We start from the raw sequence: 23,235 nt of genomic DNA, 5'->3' as shown, positions 1-23,235 counted from the left end.
GTCAGCCATGACCTTTGCGTGGAAGACACACCAACATGCTTCGCAAAACCTCCCTGGTGCTCCTCATGGGCACCTGCAACCTTGCCTGGGCGGATGCTGCCCCGGTGGAACTGAGCGCCACCACCATCAACGGTGAACACGACGCCGCCAGCGGCGTGCAACTGGACGAACCGATCCGCACCGGCTCGCGCCTGGGCCTCACCGCGCGGGAAACGCCGGCCTCGGTCAGTGTCTCGGACCGCCGCCTGATCGAGGAGCGCGGCGCCAAGGACAGCCAGGATGTGATCAACGCCATGACCGGCGTCAATGCCTCGGCCAACCCCGGCTTTGGCGGCTTCGTCGCCTACCGCGGCTTCACCCAGAACCAGGTTACCCAGTTGTACAACGGCATCAACCTGGGCTACAGCAGCGCCACCCGGCCAGTGGATGCCTGGGTGCTCGACCGCGTCGAACTGATCGGCGGGCCATCGTCGTTCCTGCATGGTGCGGGCGCGGTGGGCGGCTCGATCAACTACATCACCAAGTTGGCCAGCCGCGATCAGCAGACCATCGACGGCCGTATCCGCCATGGCAGCTTCGACGACAGCGAAGTGGCGTTCGGCATCAACCAGGCACTGGCCAGCAACCCCGCCGATGCCCGCCACTTCATGCGCCTGGACTTCAGCCGCGGGCAGGGCAACGGCTACATCGACCGCAACGAACGGCACACCGACAGCCTGGCCTTCTCGTTGCTGAGCGACCTCACGCCCAACCTCACTCACACCCTGGCCCTGGAGTACCAGGAAGACCGCGAAGACAGCCCTTACTGGGGCTCGCCGATCCTGCCCGGGCGCAGCACGATGAAGATCGACAACAGCCGCCGCTTCGAAAACTACAACGTCGGCGACGGCCGCTATGAGCAGCGGGTACGCTGGCTACGCTCGATCCTCGACTACCAGCTCAGCGACAGCACCAGCGTGCAGAACACGCTGTACCACTACAACGCCCAGCGCGATTACCGCAACCTCGAACGCTACAGCTACACCGACGATGGCAGGGTACGACGCAGCAGCCCTTACCTGCAGCGCCACGACCAGAACCTGCTGGGCGACCGCATCGAGCTGCGCCACGACAACCAGCTGTTCGGCCTGGCCAGCCAGTGGTCGCTGGGGCTGGAGTACTCGCGCATGCGCCAGACCCTCTACCCCACCTCGAGCAGCTGGAGCGATGTGGTCGATGCCGAGCACTTCGACCCCGGCAGCTTCGACGACATCCCCGGAGTGAATGCCGGCCTGACCAAGCAACGCCGCCACGAGGTGACCAACCGCGCGGTGTTTGCCGAAAACCGCCTGCAACTCACCGAGCGCCTGGCCCTGCTGACCGCCCTGCGCTACGACTACCTGGACATGCAGGTGACCAACTACGGCGCGGTAACGCCAACCTCGCCGGCGTTCTTCGAACGGCGCTGGGAACCGCTTTCCGGGCGTATCGGCCTGACCTACGCGCTGACCCCGTCCGCCAGCGTCTATGCGCAGTACAGTACCTCTGCCGACTTGCCGGCCGGCTCGCTGGCGGCAGCGACCTATTCCAACGTCGGGCTGTTCGACCTGTCCAAGGGCGAGCAGTGGGAAGTGGGCAGCAAGTTCGACTTTCTCGACGGGCGCGGCGCGGCCACGCTGGCGCTGTACCAGATCGTGCGCAAGGACTTTGCCGTGCGCGACTCCAACGACGCCAACCTCACGGTCCAGGCCGGGCAGCAGACCTCACGCGGTGTCGAGTTGTCCGGGCGCCTGCAGGTGACGCCGAAGCTGCTGGCCGAGGCCAACTATGCCTATGTCGATGCGCACTACGACGAGTTCAACGAGGCGGTCAACGGCGTGTCGGTATCGCGCAAGGGCAACGCACCGGTGAACGTACCGGCCAACGTCGCCAACCTGTGGCTGAGCTACAGCCTGACCCCGGCGTGGTCGGTGGGGGCAGACGGTCGCTACGTGGGCTCGGTGTATGCCGACAACGCCAACAGCCTCAAGGCCCCGGCGTACACCCTGTTCGGCGCGTTCGCCCGCTACCGGCTGGATGAACACACCACGCTCACCGGGCGGGTACGCAACCTGACCGACGAGGTGTATGCCAAGCAGGCCTACAACAGCCAGTACTACATGGGGCCGCCGCGTGCCTTCGAACTGGCGCTGGACATGCGTTTCTGAGCGCATGGCCCTATCGCCGGCAAGCCAGCTCCAACAGTTACTGCACAAGCCTAGAGTGCGGTGCAAATTCTGTGGGAGCTGGCTTGCCGGCGATAGGGCCACCAGGGGCAGCCCATCACGTTCGGTTGAATCAGGTATCCCGAGGTCGCCCTCGACAAAGCGTCCTCCAGCACCCGGCGATCTACTGGCAAGCACAACAATGATGGCGCGGCCCGACCGCGCCACTTTCATCATGCCTGCCAATGGAACCGGAGAGCACTCGCATGCCCACACCTCACGAGGTATCCCCCGCCACCCTGCGCCGGGTGATCGCCGCCTCGGCCATCGGCAATTTCGTCGAATGGTTCGACTTCGCCGTCTACGGCTTTCTCGCTACCCTGATCGCCAGCCAGTTCTTCGCCAGCGAAGACGCCAGCGTGGCCTTGCTCAAGACCTTTGCGGTGTTCGCCGTGGCGTTCGCCCTGCGCCCGCTGGGCGGCATCGTGTTCGGCGCGCTGGGTGACCGCCTGGGGCGCAAACGCATCCTGTCGCTGACCATCCTGCTGATGGCCGGCTCCACGACCCTCATCGGCCTGCTGCCGACCTACGCCAGCATCGGCCTGGCAGCCCCCGCGCTGCTGACCCTGGCGCGCTGCCTGCAGGGCTTTTCCGCCGGTGGCGAGTATGCCGGGGCCTGCGCCTACCTGATGGAGCATGCGCCCAACGACAAGCGCGCCTTCTATGGCAGCTTCGTGCCGGTGTCGACCTTTTCCGCCTTTGCCTGCGCGGCAGTGATCGCCTATGGCCTGGAAGCCAGCCTGTCGGCCGAGGCGATGAACGCCTGGGGCTGGCGCATCCCGTTCTTGATCGCCGCGCCGCTGGGGCTGGTCGGCCTGTACCTGCGCTGGCGCATGGAAGAAACCCCGGCGTTCCGCGAAGCCATCGCCCAGGGCAAGGAGCATGAACATTCGCCGCTCAAGGAAACCCTGCGCAACCATGGCCGGGCGATCCGCAACCTGGGGGCCTTCATCTCGCTGACCGCGCTGTCGTTCTACATGTTCACCACCTACTTCGCCACCTACCTGCAACTGGTCGGCAACCTGACCCGCGCGCAATCGCTGCTGGTAACCACCGTGGCCCTGCTGTTCGCCGCGGTCGGCTGCCCGCTGGCCGGGGCGTTCTCGGACCGCGTCGGGCGGCGCAAGACCATCGGCTTTACCTGCCTGTGGGTGATGCTGTGCGTGTTCCCGGCGTACTGGCTGGCCAGTTCCGGCTCGATGTCCGGTGCGCTGCTGGGGGTGATCCTGCTGGCGGTGGGGGCGTTGTGCAGTGGCGTGGTCACGGCGGCATTGCTGTCGGAAAGCTTCCCTACCCGCACCCGCTATACCGCTTCGGCAATTACCTACAACGTGGCCTATACACTGTTTGGCGGCACCGCACCGCTGGTGGCGACCTGGCTGATCGGGCAGACCGGCAGCAGCCTGGCACCGGCGTTCTACCTGGTGGTGATTGCACTGGTGGCGTTGGTGGGTGGGTTGGCGTTGCCGGAGACTTCGCGGATTTCGTTGCATGATGAGGCTGGGGGCGACGGTGCAAGGACTGGGGCTCGTCGTACCGTTTAGGATTTTGGGGCCGCTGTGCGGCCCATCGCCGGCAACACCAGCAAGGTCAGTGCGGTGGACGACAGAATCCCGCCAATCACCACGGTCGCCAGCGGCCTTTGCACCTCGGCCCCGGTCCCGGTCGCCAAGGCCATCGGGATGAACCCCAGCGACGCCACCAGTGCCGTCATCAGCACCGGCCGCAAGCGCGTCAGCGCGCCCTCCTCGACCGCTGCCCGCAGCGTGCGCCCTTCCTCCCGCAGGCCACGGATAAAGGCGATCATCACCAGCCCGTTGAGCACCGCCACCCCCGACAAGGCAATGAACCCCACGCCAGCGGAAATGGACAACGGAATATCCCGCAACCACAGCGCCAGCACCCCGCCGGTAAGGGCGAACGGGATGCCGGTGAACACCAGCAGGCCATCCCTGAGGTTGTTGAACATCATCAGCAACAGCGCCATGACCAGCAGCAAGGCCACCGGCACCACCACCTGCAGGCGCTCGGCCGCCGACTGCAGCTGCTCGAACTGGCCGCCCCAGCGGGTCCAGTAACCCGGCGGTATCTGCACCTGCTCGATCAACGTCTGCTCGGCCTCCTCGACGAACGAACCCAGGTCGCGCCCACGCACGTTGGCACTGACCACCACCACCCGCTTGCCATCCTCGCGGCTGACCTGGTTCGGCCCCAGCTGCAGGTTCAGCGTGGCGACCTGCGACAGCGGGATGAAGCCTATTTGCCCGGCACCCGCAGCAGCACTGGCCGGCACCGGAATCAGCAGGCTGCCCAGCCCGTCGACATCGGTGCGCAGGGTTTCCGACAGGCGCACCACCATGTCGAAACGGCGGTCACCTTCGTACAACGTGCCGGCCGTGCGGCCACCCACGGCAATGGCAATGGCGTCCTGCACATCACCCACGTTGAGGCCATGGCGGGCCGCCTTGTCGCGGTCGATATCGATGGTCAGCACCGGCAGGCCGGTAGTCTGTTCGACCTTTACCTCGGACGCGCCCGGCACGCCTTGCAGGCTGCTGGCGATCTGCGCGGCTGTGCGGTTGAGCACATCCATGTCATCACCGAACAGCTTCACCGCCACATCGCTGCGCACCCCGGAAATCAGCTCGTTGAAGCGCAGCTGGATCGGCTGCGACAGCTCGTGGTTGCTGCCCGGCACGCTGGCGGCGGCACGTTGTACCTCGGCGATCAGCTCATCACGCGGCTTGCCCGGGTCGCCCCATTGCTCACGCGGACGCAGCATCACATAGGCGTCGGAAATGTTCGGCGGCATCGGGTCGGAGGCGATCTCGGCGGTGCCGGTGCGGGCGAACACCCGCTGCACTTCCGGCACCTGGGCGATGATCGCCTGCTCCAGGCGCTGCTGCATGTCGACCGACTGCGACAGGCTGGTACCCGGCACCCGCAGGGCCTGCAGGGCGAAGTCGCCTTCGCTGAGGCTGGGGATGAACTCGCTGCCCATGCGGCTGGCCATAACCCCGGACAACAACACCAGGGTAGCGGCGCCAGCGAACGCCAGCTTGCGCCGGCCCAGCACCCAGGCCAGCACCGGGGCATAGCGCTGACGCGCCGTGCGCATTACCAGGCCTTCCTCTTCCTTGACCTTGCCGGTGACGAACAGGGCAATGGCCGCCGGCACGAAGGTAACCGAGAGGATCATGGCACCAAGCAGGGCGATGACCACGGTAAAGGCCATAGGGTGGAACATCTTGCCCTCCACCCCGGTCAGGGCAAAGATCGGCAGGTACACCACCATGATGATCAGCTGGCCATAGATCAGCGGCCGACGCGCCTCACGGGCGGCAGCGAACACTTCATGGAAGCGCTCGGTGCGGGTCAGCATGCGGCCATGGCGTTGCTGGGCGTGGGCCAGGCGGCGGATGGCGTTCTCCACGATCACCACCGCGCCGTCGACGATGATGCCGAAGTCCAGTGCGCCCAGGCTCATCAGGTTGGCGCTGACCTTGTTGCTGAACATGCCGGTGAAGGTGAACAGCATCGACAACGGAATGACCATGGCGGTGATCAGCGCAGCGCGGATGTTGCCCAGGAACAGGAACAACACGGCGATGACCAGGATGGCACCTTCGACCAGGTTCTTCTTCACCGTGGCGATGGCCTTCTCCACCAGGTTGGTGCGGTCGTACACCGTCACCGCGACCACGCCCTTGGGCAGGTTGCGGTTGATCTCGACCAGCTTGGCGGCAACCGCCTGTGACACCGTGCGGCTGTTCTCGCCAATCAGCATGAACACCGTGCCCAGCACCACTTCCCGGCCGTTTTCGGTGGCCGCGCCCGAGCGCAGCTCTTCGCCCAGGCCGACCTGGGCAACATGGCTGACGCGGATTGGCGTGCCATCGACACTGGAGATGACGATGTTGGCGATGTCCTCGGCCGACGCCACCTGGCCTGGCGCGCGAATCAGCAACTGCTCGCCATTGCGCTCGATGTAACCGGCGCCGACGTTGGCGTTGTTGCGCTCCAGCGCCGCGATCAGGTCGTTGAGGGTGAGTTTGTAGGCCGCCAGGCGCTTGGGCTCCGGCGCAATCAGGTACTGCTTGGCATGGCCGCCGATGCTGTTGACCTCGGCCACCCCGGGCACGTTGCGCAGCTGCGGCTTGATGATCCAGTCCTGAATCACCCGCAAGTCGGTCGGGGTGTAGGGCGTGCCGTCTTCCTTCAGCGCGCCCTGCTCGGCTTCCACCGTCCACAGGAAGATTTCACCCAGCCCGGTGGAAATCGGCCCCATGCCCGCTTCGATGCCGTCGGGCAACTGCTCACGCGCCACTTGCAGGCGCTCGTTGACCAGTTGGCGGGCGAAGAACAGGTCGGTGCCGTCGTCGAAAATGACCGTGACCTGCGACAGGCCCGAACGCGACAGCGAGCGGGTCTGCTTGAGCCCGGGCAGGCCGGCCATGGCGGTCTCGATGGCGAAGGTGATGCGCTGCTCGGTCTCCAGCGGCGAATAGCCGGGTGCGGCGGTATTGATCTGCACCTGGACGTTGGTGATGTCCGGTACAGCGTCGATCGGCAGTTTCTGGTAGCTGTGGATACCCACCGCGGCCATCAGGACCACGGCCAGCATCACCACCAGGCGCTGCTCGATGGCGAATTGGATCAGGCGTTCGAACATGCAAGCGTCCCCGTGATCAATGGCTGTGCTCGGCCGAGCCTTTGCCCAGTTCGGACTTGAGGACAAAGCTGCCGGCAGCGGCCACCTGGGTTCCGGCGGCAAGGCCGGTGGTGATTTCCACCTGGCCGGCGTCGCGGCGGCCGGTCTTCACCGGGCGGGCCTCGAAGCCTTCCTCGGTACGGGCAAACACCACGGTCTGCTCCTCCCAGGTTTGCAGGGCGCTTTGCGGTACCACCACGGCGGCGTTGAAGCGTTCGACGCTGACCGCGACATTGACGAACAGCCCGGGGCGCCAGGCACCGTTGGGGTTGGCAAGCGTGGCGCGGACAGTGGCGGCACGGTTCTGCTCGCCGAGCAGGCTGCCGACATAATTGACCTTGCCCTCGACCTGGGCGCCCAGGTCCGGCGCGCTGACCGTGACATTGCGGCCGGTGGTCACCTTGTCCAGGTCGCGCGGGGCGACGGCGAAGGTGGCCCAGACCCGGCTCAGGTCAGACAGGGTGAAGGCATTGCTGGTCTCATCGACCACCTCGCCCACGGTCAGGTGCTTTTCCACCACCACTGCATCGAACGGCGCGCGCAGTTCATAGCGGTTGCCGGCGCCGGCCGGGCCCACGGCGGCGACTTTCTGCCGGGCGTTGGCCAAGGCAATCTCGGCTTCCTGCAACGCCTGACGGGCCTGCAGGTAATCCTGCTCGGCACTGATGCGTTCCTGCCACAGCTGCTGTTCGCGCTGGAAGGTCAGGCGCGCCAGTTCCAGGCGGCGCTGGGCAGCCTGTTGTTCGCTGCGCAGGTCGGAAATCTGCTGGCTGGCGATTACCGCCAGCACCTGACCACGCTTGACCGCCTGGCCCAGCTCGGCTTGCACCGACTCGACCACACCGGGCACGCGTGGCACGACGTGGGCGGTACGGTCCTCGTCGAAGCGGATTTCACCCGGGAAGCTGATGGCGGTGCCCAGTTCACGAGGGCCGGCATCAACCAGTTGCACACCGGCAGCTTCGATCTGGGCGATGGACAGGTGCAGCTTGCCCTCCTCTTCTTCGTGGCCTTCGCCGGCCTGTTCCTCGCCGTGGCCGTGGCTGTCTTCGCCGTGGTCGTCGTGCCGGGCTTCAGTGCCTGACGCGTTGCCGAGGTTGCCGGTCCAGGCCAGGCCACCCAGGCCAAGCGCGGCAATGGCGGCAGCCAGAAGGGCTATCTTGCGTGGATTAGTCATTGTTGCTCCTGCTGTTCAATTTGTTGCTCAGCCCATCGAGGTCGCCATAGATCCGCTCGACCTGCGCCCGCGCGTCGGTCGCCGAGGCCAGCGCCTCGAGGTACAGCCCGCGCGCCTCGATCAGCGTGCGCTGGGCGTCGAGCACATCGAGAAAGGCGAACTTGCCCATTTCGAAACCGCGTGTGGCGGTGTCCACGGCCTGCTGGGCAGAGGGCAGGATGGTGCGGTCATAGGCCTGCACTTCCTGCATGGCCGTGGCCCACTGGCTGACGGCGCTGCGGGTTTCACTGCGCAGGCGCAGCTCCACGGCGTTGCGCAGGTCACGCGCCTGGTCGGCACGGCGGGCCGCGGCCAGCACGTTGCCCTGGTTGCGGTCGAACAGCGGCAAGGGCATCGACAGGCCCACCACATTGACCCGCTCGCGGTCTTCGCGGCTGTACTGGCTGCCAAGGCTGACGGTGAGGTTGGGAATGCGCAGGGCCTTTTCCGAACCCAGGGACGCTTCGCCGCGCTCGACCTGGGCGGCGGCCAGGCGCCATTCAGCCGTTTGCTCGACCTGGTCGAGCAGAGCGTCGGCGCTGGGCGCATCACCGGGGGACAGGTTGGCGGCCTGCAACTGGTCGAAGCTTGCCAGCGGGCTGCCGGTCAACCGTGCCAGGGCCTGGTAAGCCACACTGCGCTGGGTTTGCGCACGGCGCACTTCGGCCTGGGCCTGGGCCAACTGCACCTGGGCCCGGGTGGCCTCCACTGGCGATGACTGGCCAGCGGTCACCCGCCCCTGCACCACTCGCAGCCCACGCTCGGTCAACGCCTGCGATTGCTGCGCCAGCTCCAGCGCGGTCTGCGCGCGCAGGGCCGCGTGGAACGCCTGCACCACATCGGCGCGCAAGCCGTTGCGCTGGCGCTCCAGGTCCAGCTGGGCAATGGTCTGGCCGGCACCGGCCACGGCGATGCGTGCACCGCGCTTGCCGCCCAGCTCCAGCGGTTGGCTGAGGGTGACAGTGGTGGTGCTGGTGTCACGGCGGGTGTCCTCGACCTCCCAGGACAGCTCCGGGTTGGGGATCAGCCCGGCCTGGCGCCGCTCGCCATCGGCAATGCCGATTTCCCGGCCGGCCGCGGCCAGCTCCGGGTTCTGGGCAAAGGCGGCGTCAAGCGCCTGGGGCAGGCTCAGGCTCTGGCTGGCCTGGGCGCTGGCGGCAACAGCCAGCAACAGGCAGAGCAAGGCGGTCTTGCGGGGGATGGGCACGAAACAGATCCTCGTCGGCGAGCTTTGGCGAGGGACTGTAGAAAGCCGCGCTTATCGGGGCGGTGGCGGGAAAATTACAATTTTGTAATCAAGCTGCAGGCGACAAAGCTGGAGCCCTATGGAGTTCCTGTGGGAGCTGGCTTGCCGGCGATAGGGCCGGTACAGGCGATATCAAGTTCGATAATCGCCCACTTTCCCGGTACAGCAGTTTAGTCCAATTGACTAAACTAACCAGTCGGTACAAAACTAGACGCATCCAACAACAACAAAGCGATGCCCGTCATGAAGCCCCTCATTCTCGTGCTCAACGGCCCCAACCTGAACATGCTGGGCACCCGCGAGCCTGCCCAATATGGCCACGAAACCCTCGCCGACCTGGCCCAGGGCTGTGCCGATACCGCCCATGCCCACGGCCTGGAAATCGAATTCCGCCAAACCAACCACGAAGGCGAACTGATCGACTGGATCCATGCCGCCCGTGGCCGCTGCGCCGGCATCGTGATCAACCCCGGTGCCTGGACCCATACCTCGGTGGCCATCCGCGATGCCCTGGTGGCCAGCGAAGTGCCGGTAATAGAGGTGCACCTGTCCAACGTGCACAAGCGCGAACCGTTCCGTCACCTGTCGTTCGTATCATCCATCGCCGTCGGGGTCATCTGCGGCCTGGGCAGCCATGGCTACCGCATGGCCATCAGCCACTTCGCCGAAATGTTGCAGGAGCACAACGCATGAGCCAGCAAGCCATCCTCGCCGGCCTGATCGGCCGCGGCATCCAGCTGTCGCGCACCCCTGCCCTGCACGAACACGAAGGTGATGCCCAGGCGCTGCGCTACCTGTATCGGCTGATCGATGCCGACCAGCTGCAACTGGACGACAGCGCCCTGCCCGGCCTGCTCGACGCCGCCCAGCACACCGGTTTCACCGGGCTCAACATCACCTATCCGTTCAAGCAGGCGATCCTGCCACTGCTCGACGAACTGTCGGACGAAGCCCGCGGCATCGGCGCGGTGAACACCGTGGTGCTCAAGGACGGCAAGCGGGTCGGCCACAACACCGACTGCCTGGGCTTTGCCGAAGGCTTGCGCCGTGGCCTGCCTGATGTGGCACGGCGCCAGGTGGTGCAGATGGGTGCCGGTGGTGCCGGTTCGGCCGTGGCCCATGCCCTGCTGGGTGAAGGGGTCGAGCGGCTGGTGCTGTTCGAAGTGGACGCGGCCCGTGCACAGGCACTGGTGGACAACCTGAATGCCCACTTCGGTGCCGGGCGCGCCGTGGTCGGCAACGACCTGGCCACGGCCCTGGCCGAGGCGGACGGGCTGGTCAACACCACACCGGTGGGCATGGCCAAGCTGCCGGGCACACCGCTGCCGGTGGAGTTGCTGCATGCGCGCCTGTGGGTGGCGGAGATCATCTACTTCCCGCTGGAGACCGAACTGCTGCGCGCCGCCCGGGCGCTAGGCTGCCGCACCCTGGATGGCAGCAACATGGCCGTGTTCCAGGCGGTGAAGGCGTTCGAGCTGTTCAGCGGGCGCCAGGCGGATGCGGCGCGGATGCAGGCGCACTTTGCCAGTTTCACCTGACAGACAAGTGTCGGCTTCTTCGCGGGCTTGCCCGCTCCCACAGGTGCTGCGCAAATTTCACTGATTACGCAAATCCCTGTGGGAGCGGGCAAGCCCGCGAAGAGGCCGGCACAGACAACTCACCCTTTCTCATCCAGCAACGCCTGTATCACCTGCTCCTGCCCACCATAATCCCCCTCGCCAAAGTGCACATGGCGCACCTGCCCCTTGCGGTCGACAAAGTAATGCGCCGGCCAGAACTGGTTGCCCCAGGCGTTCCACACCTTGTAGTCGTTATCCACCGCCACCGGGTAAGCGATCCCCAGGCTGGCTACCTTGTCACGCAAGGTGCCTACATCGTGCTCGTAGTCGTACTCCGGGGTGTGCACGCCGACCACCACCAGGCCCTGGTCGGCATAGCGCCGCGCCCATTCGTTCACGTGCGGCAGGCTGCGCCGGCAGTTGATGCAGTCCCAGGTCCAGAAGTCCACCAGCACCACCTTGCCCTTGAGCCCGGGGCCATCCAGCGGCGCCGAGTTCAGCCACTGGCTGGCGCCGGACAGCGACGGCATGGCACCGTAGCTGTCGCGGGCCATCAGGTGCCCGGCCAGGCCCAGGCCGGCCAGCGCCAGGGCAATGCCGCCAACCTTCAACAACAAGCGGCGATCAATTCTCATGGCAACCGCCGGTGGCGTAGGTGCGGTACTGCACGCTCTGCTGCTGGCCCTTGGAGTCGAGGTAGTCCATGCGGGTGTTCACCAGGCCGCAGGCGTCGCTCTGGTCATCCTGTATCGACAGCACTTTCTTCACATCCAGGTGGTCACCGTAGCGGTACTGCATGACCCCGGTATCGTCCATCGGCATCGTGGAGGCCTGGGCGGCAATGGCGCCAAAGCTGAGCACGGCGAACAGGCTGGCACGGGCGAAGGTAATGAAGTTCATGGCATCTCTCCTGTGTAACGCTTGAGGGTGGGGAGTTGTGCTCCCCGGTCGAGAGCCATTTCACGCCGGCCAGGTATCCCGTATGTGTCGCCCGAAGCTGTGATGTGCTTCCTCCTGTGTCTGTACACATGCCAGATACACTGCAATACAAACCCCCGCAGGCAAGCGCGAATGCGCTCGGTACACTGCGCCCATCCCCTCTTGCACAGGAACGCAGCGCATGGAACACGTCGATCACATCCTGATCGTCGACGACGACCGCGAAATCCGCGAACTGGTCGGCAACTACCTGAAGAAGAACGGCCTGCGCACCAGCATCGTCGCCGACGGCCGGCAGATGCGCGCCTTTCTAGAAGCCAACAGCGTCGACCTGATCGTCCTGGACATCATGATGCCCGGCGACGACGGCCTGCTGTTGTGCCGCGAGCTGCGCGCCGGCAAGCACCGCAACACCCCGGTGCTGATGCTGACCGCCCGCAACGACGAAACCGACCGCATCATCGGCCTGGAAATGGGCGCCGACGATTACCTGACCAAGCCGTTCTCGGCCCGCGAACTGCTGGCCCGTATCAACGCCGTGCTGCGCCGCACGCGCATGCTGCCGCCCAACCTGACCATCAGCGAAAGCAGCCGCCTGCTCGGCTTCGGCCAGTGGCGGCTGGACACCACCGCGCGCCACCTGCTCGACAGCGAAGGCACCCTGGTAGCCCTGAGCGGTGCCGAATACCGCCTGCTGCGGGTGTTTCTCGACCACCCGCAGCGGGTGCTCAGCCGTGAGCAGTTGCTCAACCTGACCCAGGGCCGCGAAGCCGACATCTTCGACCGCTCCATCGACCTGCTGGTCAGCCGCCTGCGCCAGCGCCTGGGTGACGACGCCCGCGAACCCAGCTGCATCAAGACCGTGCGCAGCGAGGGCTACGTGTTCTCGCTGCCGGTGCAACTGCTCGAGTCGCCATCATGAAGTGGCCACGTACCCTGGCCTCGCGCCTGGCACTGATCTTCTTCACCGGCCTGGTGCTGGCCTACGGCCTGTCGTTCGGCCTGCAAGCGTACGAGCGCTACATCAGCAGCCGCTCGATGATGCTCAGCACCCTGGAGCAGGACGTGGCCACCTCGGTGGCCATCCTCGACCGCCTGCCCGCGGCCGAGCGCGCCGCCTGGCTGCCGCGCCTGGAGCGGCGTACCTACCGCTACCGGCTGGACCAGGGCCTGGCGGGCGAAGCCATGCCGACCAGCGACCCGCCCATGGCCGCCGACTCTATCGTCAAGGCCATTGGCGCCGACTATCGCCTTTCCTTCCAGGAAATCCCCGGCCCGAACGCGCACTTCCAGGCACACCTGACCCTGGCCGATGGCGCACCGCTGACCATCGACGTCACCCCATCGCCGGTCCCGGTGGCACGTTGGCTGCCCGTGGTGTTGCTGATCCAGTTGGCCGTGCTGTTGCTGTGCACCTGGCTGGCGGTACGCCTGGCGATCGGCCCGCTGACCCGCCTGGCCCGTGCGGTGGACAACCTCGACCCGGACAAGCCTGGCGTGCAGCTGGATGAAAGCGGCCCGCGCGAGGTGCGCTACGCCGCCGTGGCCTTCAATGCCCTGCAGGCGCGCATCGCTGCCTACCTCAAGGAACGCATGCAGTTGCTGGCGGCCATTTCCCACGACCTGCAAACACCGATCACGCGCATGAAGCTGCGTGTCGAAGTGATGGACGAAGGGGTGGAAAAGGACAAGCTGTGGAGCGACCTGGGTGAAATGGAACACCTGGTGCGCGAAGGCGTGGCCTATGCCCGTAGCATGGACACCAGCACCGAGGCCCCGTGCCGGGTCAACCTCGATGCCTTTCTCGACAGCCTGGTGTTCGACTACCAGGACAGTGGCGCCCAGGTCGAGCGCCACGGCAGCAGCGGCAGCCTGCTGGAAACCCGCCCGCATGCCCTGCGCCGGGTGCTGGTGAACCTGGTGGACAACGCCCTCAAGTTTGCCGGTGCTGCCGAACTGGAGGTGTGCCGCGAGGGCGACTGGACGTTGATCCGCGTGCTCGACAACGGGCCAGGCATACCCGGTGGCGAACTGGATGAAGTGCTCAAGCCGTTCTATCGCGTGGAAGGTTCACGCAACCGCAGCACCGGCGGTACAGGGCTGGGGTTGGCGATTGCCCATCAGCTGATCCAGGCCATGGGCGGCCGACTGACCCTGAGCAACCGCGCAAGCGGCGGGCTGTGCGCGCAGATCGAGCTCAAATGACAGTTTGTGGGAGCGGCCTTGCGTCGCGATAGGGCTGCGCAGCAGCCCCAGGTTTTCAGCTTCGTCGCATGAATTGCCGGGGCCGCTTTGCGGCCCTTTCGCGACGCAAGGCCGCTCCCACAAAAAGCAGGTGGCGTATCAGTACACTCCGATACACAACCCCACCACCACCGACACACTGCAGATACCCCACCCCGACACACTCCCGGTCACACAACCACACCCCGGGAGCCTCCCTGATGAAACCCCTCACCCTTCCCTCCGGCTGGAAGCTGTTCGTCACGCTCGCCGGCCTGACCTTGGCGATGACCGCCGTGGTACTGGCCAGCCAACCTGATCCGGACGGCCTGCGCAGCGCGATCCGTGCCACTGCGCGCAGCTCCTTCGCGCTATTCCTGCTGGCCTTCCTGGCCTCGTCGCTGGTGATCTTGCTGCCTGGCACCAGCAGCCGTCGCATCCTCCAGGAACGGCGCTATCTGGGGTTGGCATTCGCCTTTTCCCACACCGTGCACGGCGTACTGATCTACCGCTATGCCCAGCAATTCCCCGAGCTGTTCTGGGCCGGCCGCACGCTCACTTCCAGCCTGCCCGGCACCCTCGGCTACCTGTTCCTGCTGCTGCTCACCATCACCTCGTTCAAGGCCCCGATGCGCCTGTTGGGTGGCCGTGCCTGGCAGGCCCTGCACAGCACCGGCATGTGGGTACTGGCCGCAGTGTTCTGCCTGTCGTTCTACAAACGCATCCCCATGGGCGGCTGGTACCCGCTGGCGTTCGCCCTGATGTTCAGCGCCATCGCCGTCAAGCTCACCGCCAAGCTGGCGCGCCAGCAACGCCGTAACGCCCGTGCCCTTTCCTGAAGAGAGAAACCAGCATGACCACCTTGACCCGCACCCTGACCACCTTCGACCGTTTCGGTAACTGGAGCGCCGACCTGCCGTTGCGGCTGTTCCTGGCCTGGGAATTTTTCGAATCCGGCTGGGAGAAATTCAATGGCAGCAACTGGTTCGCCGACCTGCAAGCTAACTTCCCGTTCCCCTTCAACCTGCTGCCTGCAGAGCTGAACTGGCAGCTGTCGATGTGGGCGGAGCTGATCCTGCCGTTACTGCTGTTGCTGGGGCTGGGTACCCGGCTGGCCTCGTTGGGGCTGATGGTGGTGACCGTGGTGGCGATTGCCGCGGTGCATTGGCCGGCGCACTGGTCGAACCTGGCCGAGCTGGCCCAAGGGTATGCAATTACCGACCAGGGCTTTGGCAACTTCAAGTTGCCGCTGATCTACCTGGTGGCGTTGCTGCCACTGCTGCTGAAAGGGGCTGGGCGGTTGAGCCTGGATCATTGGCTCAGAGGGCGGTTCTTCAGGTGATATCGCCGGGGCTGCCTTGCAGCCCATCGCCGCGGTTCGTCGCCACGGCAAGCCAGCTCCCACAGGTACTGCGCAAGATTCTGGGCATGCGCTGTACCTGTGGGAGCTGGCTTGTCGTGGCGACGAACCGCGGCGATGGGGCGCAAAGCGCCCCAATACCACGATTCAACATGTACCGATGATAACCCCCTGCTCGCGCAATCCCTCCAGCAACGCCAACCCCTCCTCCACAGCACCGCCCAACGCCTGCAACCGAGCCCGCCCACTGCCCTGTTCCAGCGCCAGCAACCGGTACGCCAGCGGCGCCAGGCGCGCGAAGCGCACCTTCAACCCCGCATCGCGATAAACCAGCAACAAGGTCGGCGCCTCTGGCGCGACCGCTGGCTGGTAATCCGCCCCGATCCGCTCCACCGGCCAGCGATAGGCCAACACCCGCGCCACACACGACAACAGTGGCTCCCCTTCCAGCAGGTCGCCTGCCGGGTCATGGGCCGGGTCCTCGGCATCGCTCAGATACAACTGCGCCTCGACCCACTCATAGTGCGCCAGCTCCAGCTGCCAGGGCGCATCCAGCTCGATGCCTTGCAGGTAATCGACGAACGCTTCGGCAATCTCGGTGAACAACGGTGTCTGGCAGCGATAGTTGGCATAGAAATCTCGCACTCGGGCGTGCCAGCGCGGTTCGCCCAACGCCTGGCGCATCACCGGAAAACTGCCGGCCAGCAAACCTTCGATAGCACCATAGAACAGCTCGCGGTAAACCTTCAGGCGCCGGGCCTCCACGCCCGGCGGCGGCGCATGGCGCTGCGGGTCACGCAGGTGCCGGGCCAAGGTGTACTGCTGCTCACGCAAGGTCTCATTCATTTGCATGCCCTCCCGCAGCACGCTGCACAGTGCGGATGCGCGCCGCCTCGGCGAGCAGTTCGGCAAGCGGCGGGTAGTTGAAATCACGCTCGAGCACGGTGGGTTGCACACCGAAGCGCGCACAGGCGACCGCGTACAGCGCCCACACATCTTCCTTCACCGCAGCCCCGTGGGTGTCTACCTTGAGGTCCGGCGCTTCATCGTAATGGCCAGCCACGTGCATGCCGGAGACCCGCGCCTGGGGCAAGCCCGCCAGGAATTCGCGGGCGTCGTAGCCGTGATTGCAGGCATTGACGAAGACGTTGTTGACGTCCAGCAGCAGGTCGCAGTCGGCCTCATCGAGTACCGCGCGGATGAAGTCGAGTTCGCTCATCGCCTGGTACGGCGCGGCGTAGTAGCTGATGTTTTCCACGGCAATGCGCCGCTCCAGGTATTCCTGGGCCTGGCGAATCCGCGCGGCCACATGGCGCACCGCTTCGTCGGTGAATGGAATGGGCATCAGGTCATACAGGTGCCCGTCATCACTGCAGTAGCTCAGGTGCTCGCTGTACAGGCGCACCTGGTGGCGATCGAGAAACTGGCGGGTCTGGCCAAGGAAATGGCGGTCCAGCGGCTCGCTGCCACCCAGCGACAACGACAGCCCGTGGCAGGTAATGGCAAAACGCTCGGCCAACTGCGCCAGGCCCTTGCCGTAGGCACCGCCCACGGCAACCCAGTTTTCCGGTGCGCATTCGAGAAAGTCCACGGCGCCAGCCTCCATGGCCAGCAGTTCCGGCAGCAGGCCACGGCGCAGGCCTAGCCCGGCCTGTAAAGGTACAGGGGACAAAGATGTGGGGTGCATGAACAGGTCTCCGCAACAGGCACAACGCCCCGCCTGACCAGCAGGAGGGGCGTTGCGCGGTTCATGGGGCAGAAGGTCAGGACTTGCCGGTCAGGTGGCTGAACAAGCCTTCGGGCATGGCCTTGCCATTAGCCTGGTAGATCGCCTTGAGGTGATCCGCCGCCTCCTGTTCGGAGATGAAGCCATCATGGTTGCTGTCGATCTTGTCGAAGTCGCCGGCACGGTCCTTGGCCACCGCCAGGAACTCATCGCGCGAGACCTTGCCGTCGTGGTTGCTGTCGGTCTTGGCGAACGAGGCATCACCACACTTGCCCTCGCCACATTTGCCTTCGGCACCGGCCTTGGCGCTGGCACCGCACTTGCCCTCTCCGCATTTGCCTTCGCCCTGGGTGGCCTTGGCGCTGCCACCACATTTGCCTTCACCACACTTGCCCTCGCCGGCCACCTTGGCCGAAGCCAGCTGGTAACCCTGGGCCAACGGCTCGACGGCAAAGGCGCTGCTGCTCAATGCCATGCTGCCGATCAGGGCAGCGCCGAGCAGGCCGAGGGTGTTTCGTACTTGAGTCATGGTGTCGCTCCACTGTGGTTGGAATGTGGAGCCATTAGGCCGTTGCGGTATGTCGTGGATGTATCGCGCGGGGTGCGGTTTTGTATGGGAATGGGTCTGCGGCGTGGGCAGATACAGTGGGATACACAACGGCCCCAAGGTGCCTCGGGGCCGTCGTGCAGGGTCAGTCTTCCAGCGGCTTGGGTGGCGCGGTCGGCTTGGCGGGCTTTGCCGGCTTGCTGTCCTTGGCCTTGGGTTCCGGTGCCGCCGCTGCCACAGGCTCCGGCGCCGACACGGCTTTTTCGCTGGCGGGCAGATCATCGACCGCCTTGAGGATCACCTGCGGGTCGATGGCCCCTCCCTCTTCGTCGTCCTTGAGCATGTGCCGCTCACCGTCCTTGCCCACCAGGATCACCTTGGTGCCTTTGCTGGCACCCAGCTTCAACTCGCGGATCAAGGCCATGGTGGTCTGCTGCTCGAGGTTCTTGTCCTCACGCTTGCCCATCATGTTGGCAACGCTGTACACCACCAGGTTGCGCTCTTTGAAGGCGGCCTGGGTGGCCGGGTCCTTGAGGGCCTCGTTCAACCCACGCAACGTTGGGTCGGCGCTGCTGGGTGCAATGACGACCAAGGGCCTGGCCTTGCCCAGTTCCTTGGCCAGCGGCGCGTCACTGTCGGCAGCAAACACAGGGGCGACAAGCGCGAGCAAGGTGGCGAGGGTCAGTGACCGGACGAGCATGCGTATCTCCTTATTCTCTCGATAAACCAGAAGACTACAGATCAGGGCGAAAGATCCGACGGGCGAGCGTAAACCACCCAGAGGCCTCCATGTTTCAATGAACAGTAACCGGCGGTTACCAAGCGTGGTCACTCTTCGTCGCGAGCCCGAAAAAGTACCTCTATCACTTGTAACTTGAGCATAGTCCAATGCGCCCTCGTCATACCCAACGTTGCAGAGCCTCGATGGTCAGTTGAAGTTCGGTCCTTTCGGTCCATAGCCTGATTTCCGCCATCAACCTGGCGGCGTCCTCGGCATTGGCATCCTCAGCCAACTGGTTCTGAAAACTTCGCGGCACTTCGAGTTCGCGTACGTAGCGTTTCTCGAGATATTTTCTCCAGAACGATTGCTGGACCATCCACACTGCCACCGATTGGGCTGTCTCGTTACGCCTTATTTCCTCACGCGCGCGCATGACCGAAGCGTCATCCAGGTTCGGGATGCCCGCGTGTAGCATGCTCTGCGCATTACCAGGCAGGTCCAGGTCCTCGCGCAAGCGGATCGAGTAGGCCAGTGCCCATTCGATCGACTCGTTCCCGCGACGTGCAGCCTCAGCCTCACGCAAGGCGATGAACTCGACCTCCCGCTGCCTCCACAACCGCCGCGCCAACGCGACCAGAACTCGCTCCTGGCTACCAGAAGGGGCAGCCTGCTCGGCGTCCCATTCAAGGCATCGGATTTCAAGTTCCTGGAAGACCACCGTGGCGTTGTCGGCGCAGTTCTCAACCACCGCACGGGAGAAAAGCTCATTGGCCAGCTGTGGAACCTTCTCGATCTTTGCCATCATCGCCAAAACCCGTAAAGCCAGCATTTCCCCAAATCGAGGATGAGTGAAATCTTGCGAGTGCGTGAGCTGTTTGAGCAACTGCATGAAACTCGTCGCCCCATCCATTTGCTCGATAGTCATCCACAAGTTGCTCAGGTCTTCACGGCTCTCGCCATCCAGGCGGTCCGCCCAGCGAAACTTCTCAGGGACCGTGCTGTACTCTGGAATATTCCAGTTCTGCTGCGCCCGTTCAGCCTGACGCAGCAACACAGGATTGCCTGCCAGCGCCACGTAACCTCGCTGCCATAAATTGGACTCGATGAAACCAGGGGGCAACGTAGTGATGAAGTTGTTGGAAGCATCGAGCATGTACAGCGCCCGACAATTCGTGATGCCCTCGGGCAACGATGCCAACCCGGTATTACGTAAACGCAGTTCGGCCAACTGTTCCATCCCTACCACGGAAAAGGGCATGTTCAAACGGTTGTCCGAAAGGTTCAGGTACCGTAGCCGGCGGCAGAGCGCCAGCACTTGAGCCTGAGGCACGTCCAGCGAGATGCGGTTGGCGGACAGGTCGAGAATGCGCAGATCATTGAGCAACGCCAGGCTGCCTGGCAGACGCTCCAACCGGTTGTAGTTCAGTTCCAGAGACGTAAGATTGGGGAATGAAAGAAGAAATTGTTCTGGCACTTCCGTCAGTTGCAGGCTGCGCAGGGAAAGCTCGGTAACATGCTGGAAGATGAACTGTGGCCCCAATACAGGCAATGAGCGCAGCTCATAGCCGCTGTACTGCCAAGCCACAGATTCCCTTTCGTTCTCAGGGACAACCTGACCAGGCACCCGCGCCCGCCAGCAATTCATGATTGCTTTGCGAAACCGCTTGCGCTCGGTTCGTTCACCGGTCATCAGGCCTTGCCGCTCCCAGCCTTTCAAGTGGGCCTTCAACAGCTCCTCTTGCTGTTCGAGCACCCTGAGTTCAGCCTCGGTATCGCGCCCCGAAGCATGCAGCCTGGCCAGCCAGGCTTCGATCTGCTCGTCACTGTACGCGGGGTAGAGTTTGCGCAGGCGCGCCTCGAACGCGCGCGGTCGAGACGCAGGCCGGACAAAGCGTCCCAGGCCCCCACCAAGCGGGTAGCCGACCCGGCCATCCTCCAGGCGCATTGGCGTCAGCATCCATGGCTGTCGAGGGTTTTTGCCCAACGCCTGGGCGAGCACCCTGCTGTGCCCGGCAATTTGCCGTCCCAATACTGCTCTCAAGCTCGCGGCATAGGGTTCAGTGATGCCGAGTGCCGCATGATCGGCAGGGACAAACGCCTCCACCAGGGTCTCGAACAACTCGCCGGGGCCGCGCAGCTCCAGGCCTAGCGCGTCCTCAAGTTCGAACTGCCCGTTGTCATGTACAAGCCTGTAGTTCTGCCCGTTACCAGCGGTAGTCATTAATGGCTGCGGGCTATCGCCATCGTACAGCCGCCAGCGCGGCCTGGCCTCCCTGACATCCAGAGTCTCCAGCAGCGTCAGCGCGACCTTGGCCTGATCCAGGGTCTGGGGCGTTTCGATGAACAGCCCCTCGCAGGCACGCGCAACACGTATGCGCAGTACACTCAGCCGGGACCTTTCGACCAGCCGAAACGGCACCGTGCCGCTGACCAGTGCCTGAAACTCCGCACCTTCGGCCGACAGCTCAGCCAGCAGCTCGCGCGCCGCTCGGCGATGCAGGCTCGGGAATGCCCTGCGCAACGTTGCCACCGCCGCATCGTCCGGCTCCTGCTGCCCGTCATACACCTGTTGAAACAGTTGGCGACGCCTTGCAGAGACCTGCGCCGCCAATGCCGGCCCGTCGTGCTCGGTGACGCCAGGCAACGCCCGGGCCTTCGACAGCAACGGTGCGTCCTCCGGCACCCGCCCAAGCTTCAAATCGTCCAGCAAGGCTTGCAGCCGACGGTCGATCAGCAGGCGCTCTACGGTATCGACCAGCTCGGCCTCAGGCGCACGACCGTACACATGTAACGCCCGAAGATGATCTGCCTCCAGGGCATGGATAGCCATGGCCTGGTCAATCTGTTCATCATCCAGCCGAGCGAAACGCTCACCCAGGCGGCGGAACATCCTGTGCTTGTCTGTCCAGCTGGCCGGTTGCTCGGTCCATAGCCGCCAGGCACCGGCGTCATTGTGACGCAACAAAGGTCCATGGCCACCTCGTGGTGCCAGTTGCCACTCTTCATCTGCGCGCTGCACGATTTCGTAGTTGTGGCCGTCCATGATCATCCAGCTTCTGTCCTGGGCACGGTAGATGCCCATAGCATCGGCTACCTCACCAGCGGGAGGTGCAGCACTGCGAAACGGCACCAGGTCTCCATTCCAGAGTTTCTCGCTGCCGTCTTCCAGGCGCGCTGGCACCCACTGGTCCAATGCGGCCCAGGCCCGGCTCGCTTCCCGCCATACCACAGCGGTGACACCGATCACGGCCAGGTCTTTGGTCACGCTGAGCACATGCTCCATCGCGGCACTGGTATCGCCCTCGCGCCAGTCTTCGACGGCCTGGAACAGCTCGCCCAGCAGGTCCCAGACCATTACCGCCAGCAGCAGTGCATTGAGCGCAGGGATGAACACGCCCGCCACCGTGGCCAGTGTCCAACCCTCGGCAACCAACCTTTGTTGATGAGCTTCCTGGGCCTTGCGGTCAAGGTCTGACACCGGCGTTGCAATCACCGCAGCATCGTCCTTGATGTGATCGATGCGCGCGCAAGCAAGGTGCTCGAACAACGGCAGCGGGTAGTCCCGCATGTGCTGGTCCATTTCCCGGGTTGCCCAATCGGCGACGCCTACCAGGTCCTTGGCAACTCTGGAGAAGAACTGCTGGCTGTCGCGCCGGCGTATGAAGCGTTTGAAGAAATCCTGATAGCGCTTGTCTCGCAGACGCTGGCCCAGGACCTTGCGGGTGAAGCTTTCCAGGTCGGGGCTTGCGGTCCAGGGACCGTGGGGGTCATCGGGAATATAGACAATGATCTTGCGGCTGACCTTGTCATGAAATACATCGAGTATCACGATCTGTTGCAAGTCGCAGCCGAACGCCTTCAGTTGCCGGGCCACCACTTTCGATTCGTAGAGCGTGCCGGGGCGTCCGTGCTTGCACAGGTCCACCACCAGTTCCAGTTCAGCGGCATTCAGTACGCCATCACTCTTGGCCTTGCACGCATCGATCAGCATGACCGAGCTGTACAGCTGGGCAAGCGTCGAAGCCATGCTGCGCCAGCCGCTGGCCTGGCTGTTCGGCGCTTTGAGCACGGAGTCCAGGTGCTGTTGATAGCGCTTGCCCAGGTCCAGCTTGCGGCACAAGCGCGCGAAGGCAGGCGCGGTTGGCGACGCGAGGCGTTGCGACAGGCTGTCGACGATGCAGTTGTCCTTGTGCTGTTCGTTCCGCCCCTCGCCCGGCGTGAAGTTGTCCAGTGCCGCCTCGATCAGCGGTACGTCGAAATAGTCCTTTTCCACCACCGGGTAGCGCCCCCACACGGTGCCCTGGCTGGGAGCGGTGTAGGTGTACCAGCGCCTGAAATACAGGCCATCGACATTTTCCCTGGTGACGAATTCTTCCTGCATGGCGTGTTGTAGCAGCGGCTTGACGAAACGGTCGATGCCCTCGATGCGCGCAAGCTCCTTTTCCAGCCACTGTCGACAGGCCAGGCTGTCTTTCAATGCGTTACGTAAAGCAGCATGCTGCGATTCATACAGACCGTTGGCCGGGATGTTCTGCTCGGTCGGCGATACGATACGCAGCCGGCGAATCCATCTGGGCAGTCGTTTGACGATGAGGTTGTCCTGATAGGCCTGCTCCATGGCCAGCGTATCGGCGGTTGGCGGTAGTTCCTGGCGGGGTGTAGTCACGTTGTTGCGCCTCTGGCTGATCCAAAGGCCCGACACTAGACGCAGGCTTGCCAAGCGATTGGCTAGATAGCTACCACC

Annotated in this window: 18 protein-coding genes; 8 read left to right on the top strand and 10 right to left on the bottom strand. The window is 64.4% G+C overall.

All coding sequences use genetic code 11. From position 1 onward, the window contains the following. The first annotated feature begins 35 nt into the window (after window positions 1-35). Window positions 36-2,186: a TonB-dependent siderophore receptor gene (locus CAG34_RS21350; RefSeq protein WP_085592243.1), complete on the top strand. Its 2,151-nt coding sequence runs from the start codon at window positions 36-38 to the stop codon at window positions 2,184-2,186. 263 nt (window positions 2,187-2,449) lie between these two features. After that, window positions 2,450-3,787: an MFS transporter gene (locus CAG34_RS21345; protein WP_085592241.1), complete on the top strand. Its 1,338-nt coding sequence runs from the start codon at window positions 2,450-2,452 to the stop codon at window positions 3,785-3,787. Here the strand turns inward: CAG34_RS21345 and CAG34_RS21340 are convergent. The 3 genes from CAG34_RS21340 to CAG34_RS21330 are packed head-to-tail and all read right to left on the bottom strand — an operon-like array spanning window position 3,784 to window position 9,377. Continuing rightward, entirely contained in the window at window positions 3,784-6,915 is a 3,132-nt protein-coding gene (locus tag CAG34_RS21340) for an efflux RND transporter permease subunit (protein ID WP_085592239.1), read from the bottom strand. The two genes, CAG34_RS21345 and CAG34_RS21340, sit on opposite strands and share 4 nt — an antisense overlap. Window positions 6,916-6,931: 16 nt before the next feature. Then, on the bottom strand, window positions 6,932-8,131 hold the full coding sequence (locus CAG34_RS21335) for an efflux RND transporter periplasmic adaptor subunit (protein ID WP_085592237.1): 1,200 nt from the start codon (window positions 8,129-8,131) through the stop codon (window positions 6,932-6,934). After that, entirely contained in the window at window positions 8,124-9,377 is a 1,254-nt protein-coding gene (locus CAG34_RS21330) for a TolC family protein (RefSeq protein ID WP_085592235.1), read from the bottom strand. Before CAG34_RS21330 ends, CAG34_RS21335 begins: the two co-directional genes overlap by 8 nt. Window positions 9,378-9,659: 282 nt before the next feature. On the opposite strand from CAG34_RS21330, the gene aroQ reads away from it, so the two are divergent. Both aroQ and CAG34_RS21320 read left to right on the top strand, forming a co-directional pair. After that, window positions 9,660-10,109, top strand: coding sequence for a type II 3-dehydroquinate dehydratase (aroQ, locus tag CAG34_RS21325; RefSeq protein WP_085592233.1), 450 nt, complete (start codon window positions 9,660-9,662; stop codon window positions 10,107-10,109). Then, window positions 10,106-10,954 (top strand): shikimate dehydrogenase, encoded by an 849-nt coding sequence (locus CAG34_RS21320; RefSeq protein WP_025338504.1) that lies wholly within the window; start codon window positions 10,106-10,108, stop codon window positions 10,952-10,954. The genes aroQ and CAG34_RS21320 overlap by 4 nt, the downstream gene beginning before the upstream one ends. Before the next feature lie 119 nt (window positions 10,955-11,073). On the opposite strand, the gene CAG34_RS21315 is transcribed toward CAG34_RS21320, so the two are convergent. Together CAG34_RS21315 and CAG34_RS21310 are read right to left on the bottom strand one after the other, a co-directional pair. After that, window positions 11,074-11,610, bottom strand: a complete 537-nt coding sequence (locus tag CAG34_RS21315; RefSeq protein WP_256573570.1) for a thioredoxin family protein — start codon at window positions 11,608-11,610, stop codon at window positions 11,074-11,076. Then, a complete protein-coding gene (locus CAG34_RS21310; RefSeq protein ID WP_025338502.1) occupies window positions 11,600-11,875 on the bottom strand; it encodes a DUF2790 domain-containing protein in 276 nt (91 codons plus the stop codon). The genes CAG34_RS21315 and CAG34_RS21310 overlap by 11 nt, the downstream gene beginning before the upstream one ends. A gap of 220 nt (window positions 11,876-12,095) precedes the next feature. On the opposite strand from CAG34_RS21310, the gene CAG34_RS21305 reads away from it, so the two are divergent. The 4 genes from CAG34_RS21305 (at window position 12,096) to CAG34_RS21290 (ending at window position 15,479) form a co-directional block, all read left to right on the top strand. Then, a complete protein-coding gene (locus tag CAG34_RS21305) occupies window positions 12,096-12,836 on the top strand; it encodes a response regulator (protein ID WP_003250463.1) in 741 nt (246 codons plus the stop codon). Beyond that, the gene (locus CAG34_RS21300; RefSeq protein ID WP_085592231.1) at window positions 12,833-14,119 is read left to right on the top strand and encodes a HAMP domain-containing sensor histidine kinase; all 1,287 of its coding nucleotides are present in this window, start codon (window positions 12,833-12,835) and stop codon (window positions 14,117-14,119) included. The genes CAG34_RS21305 and CAG34_RS21300 overlap by 4 nt, the downstream gene beginning before the upstream one ends. Before the next feature lie 239 nt (window positions 14,120-14,358). Further along, window positions 14,359-14,976, top strand: coding sequence for a ferric reductase-like transmembrane domain-containing protein (locus CAG34_RS21295; protein ID WP_085592229.1), 618 nt, complete (start codon window positions 14,359-14,361; stop codon window positions 14,974-14,976). Window positions 14,977-14,990: 14 nt separating this feature from the next. Continuing rightward, a complete protein-coding gene (locus tag CAG34_RS21290; protein WP_085592227.1) occupies window positions 14,991-15,479 on the top strand; it encodes a DoxX family protein in 489 nt (162 codons plus the stop codon). A gap of 165 nt (window positions 15,480-15,644) precedes the next feature. Here CAG34_RS21290 and CAG34_RS21285 read toward each other — a convergent pair whose 3' ends face one another. From CAG34_RS21285 to CAG34_RS21265, 5 genes are all read right to left on the bottom strand, one after another. After that, window positions 15,645-16,343: a DUF2063 domain-containing protein gene (locus tag CAG34_RS21285; protein WP_085592225.1), complete on the bottom strand. Its 699-nt coding sequence runs from the start codon at window positions 16,341-16,343 to the stop codon at window positions 15,645-15,647. Beyond that, window positions 16,336-17,184, bottom strand: coding sequence for a DUF692 domain-containing protein (locus CAG34_RS21280; RefSeq protein ID WP_085592223.1), 849 nt, complete (start codon window positions 17,182-17,184; stop codon window positions 16,336-16,338). The genes CAG34_RS21285 and CAG34_RS21280 overlap by 8 nt, the downstream gene beginning before the upstream one ends. A gap of 76 nt (window positions 17,185-17,260) precedes the next feature. Continuing rightward, entirely contained in the window at window positions 17,261-17,752 is a 492-nt protein-coding gene (locus tag CAG34_RS21275) for a hypothetical protein (RefSeq protein ID WP_013971966.1), read from the bottom strand. Window positions 17,753-17,915: 163 nt separating this feature from the next. Further along, window positions 17,916-18,470 carry a DUF4174 domain-containing protein gene (locus CAG34_RS21270; protein ID WP_085592221.1) on the bottom strand — a complete coding sequence of 185 codons (555 nt, stop codon included), beginning with the start codon at window positions 18,468-18,470 and terminating at the stop codon, window positions 17,916-17,918. A 199-nt stretch (window positions 18,471-18,669) separates the two neighbouring features. Beyond that, a complete protein-coding gene (locus tag CAG34_RS21265; RefSeq protein ID WP_085592219.1) occupies window positions 18,670-23,157 on the bottom strand; it encodes an NEL-type E3 ubiquitin ligase domain-containing protein in 4,488 nt (1,495 codons plus the stop codon). Window positions 23,158-23,235: the final 78 nt, after the last annotated feature.

Source organism: Pseudomonas sp. B14(2017) (genome assembly GCF_002113255.1).
In the GTDB taxonomy this organism is placed as follows: domain Bacteria; phylum Pseudomonadota; class Gammaproteobacteria; order Pseudomonadales; family Pseudomonadaceae; genus Aquipseudomonas; species Aquipseudomonas putida_Z.
This window is presented reverse-complemented; position numbering and strand designations above follow the sequence as displayed.

Coding starts and splice junctions, on each gene's coding strand:
- CAG34_RS21350 (WP_085592243.1), top strand. CDS start 36: ATGCTTCGCAAAACCTCCCTGGTGCTCCTCATGGGCACCTGCAACCTT.
- CAG34_RS21345 (WP_085592241.1), top strand. CDS start 2,450: ATGCCCACACCTCACGAGGTATCCCCCGCCACCCTGCGCCGGGTGATC.
- CAG34_RS21340 (WP_085592239.1), bottom strand. CDS start 6,915: ATGTTCGAACGCCTGATCCAATTCGCCATCGAGCAGCGCCTGGTGGTG.
- CAG34_RS21335 (WP_085592237.1), bottom strand. CDS start 8,131: ATGACTAATCCACGCAAGATAGCCCTTCTGGCTGCCGCCATTGCCGCG.
- aroQ (WP_085592233.1), top strand. CDS start 9,660: ATGAAGCCCCTCATTCTCGTGCTCAACGGCCCCAACCTGAACATGCTG.
- CAG34_RS21320 (WP_025338504.1), top strand. CDS start 10,106: ATGAGCCAGCAAGCCATCCTCGCCGGCCTGATCGGCCGCGGCATCCAG.
- CAG34_RS21315 (WP_256573570.1), bottom strand. CDS start 11,610: ATGAGAATTGATCGCCGCTTGTTGTTGAAGGTTGGCGGCATTGCCCTG.
- CAG34_RS21310 (WP_025338502.1), bottom strand. CDS start 11,875: ATGAACTTCATTACCTTCGCCCGTGCCAGCCTGTTCGCCGTGCTCAGC.
- CAG34_RS21305 (WP_003250463.1), top strand. CDS start 12,096: ATGGAACACGTCGATCACATCCTGATCGTCGACGACGACCGCGAAATC.
- CAG34_RS21300 (WP_085592231.1), top strand. CDS start 12,833: ATGAAGTGGCCACGTACCCTGGCCTCGCGCCTGGCACTGATCTTCTTC.
- CAG34_RS21295 (WP_085592229.1), top strand. CDS start 14,359: ATGAAACCCCTCACCCTTCCCTCCGGCTGGAAGCTGTTCGTCACGCTC.
- CAG34_RS21290 (WP_085592227.1), top strand. CDS start 14,991: ATGACCACCTTGACCCGCACCCTGACCACCTTCGACCGTTTCGGTAAC.
- CAG34_RS21285 (WP_085592225.1), bottom strand. CDS start 16,343: ATGAATGAGACCTTGCGTGAGCAGCAGTACACCTTGGCCCGGCACCTG.
- CAG34_RS21280 (WP_085592223.1), bottom strand. CDS start 17,184: ATGCACCCCACATCTTTGTCCCCTGTACCTTTACAGGCCGGGCTAGGC.
- CAG34_RS21275 (WP_013971966.1), bottom strand. CDS start 17,752: ATGACTCAAGTACGAAACACCCTCGGCCTGCTCGGCGCTGCCCTGATC.
- CAG34_RS21270 (WP_085592221.1), bottom strand. CDS start 18,470: ATGCTCGTCCGGTCACTGACCCTCGCCACCTTGCTCGCGCTTGTCGCC.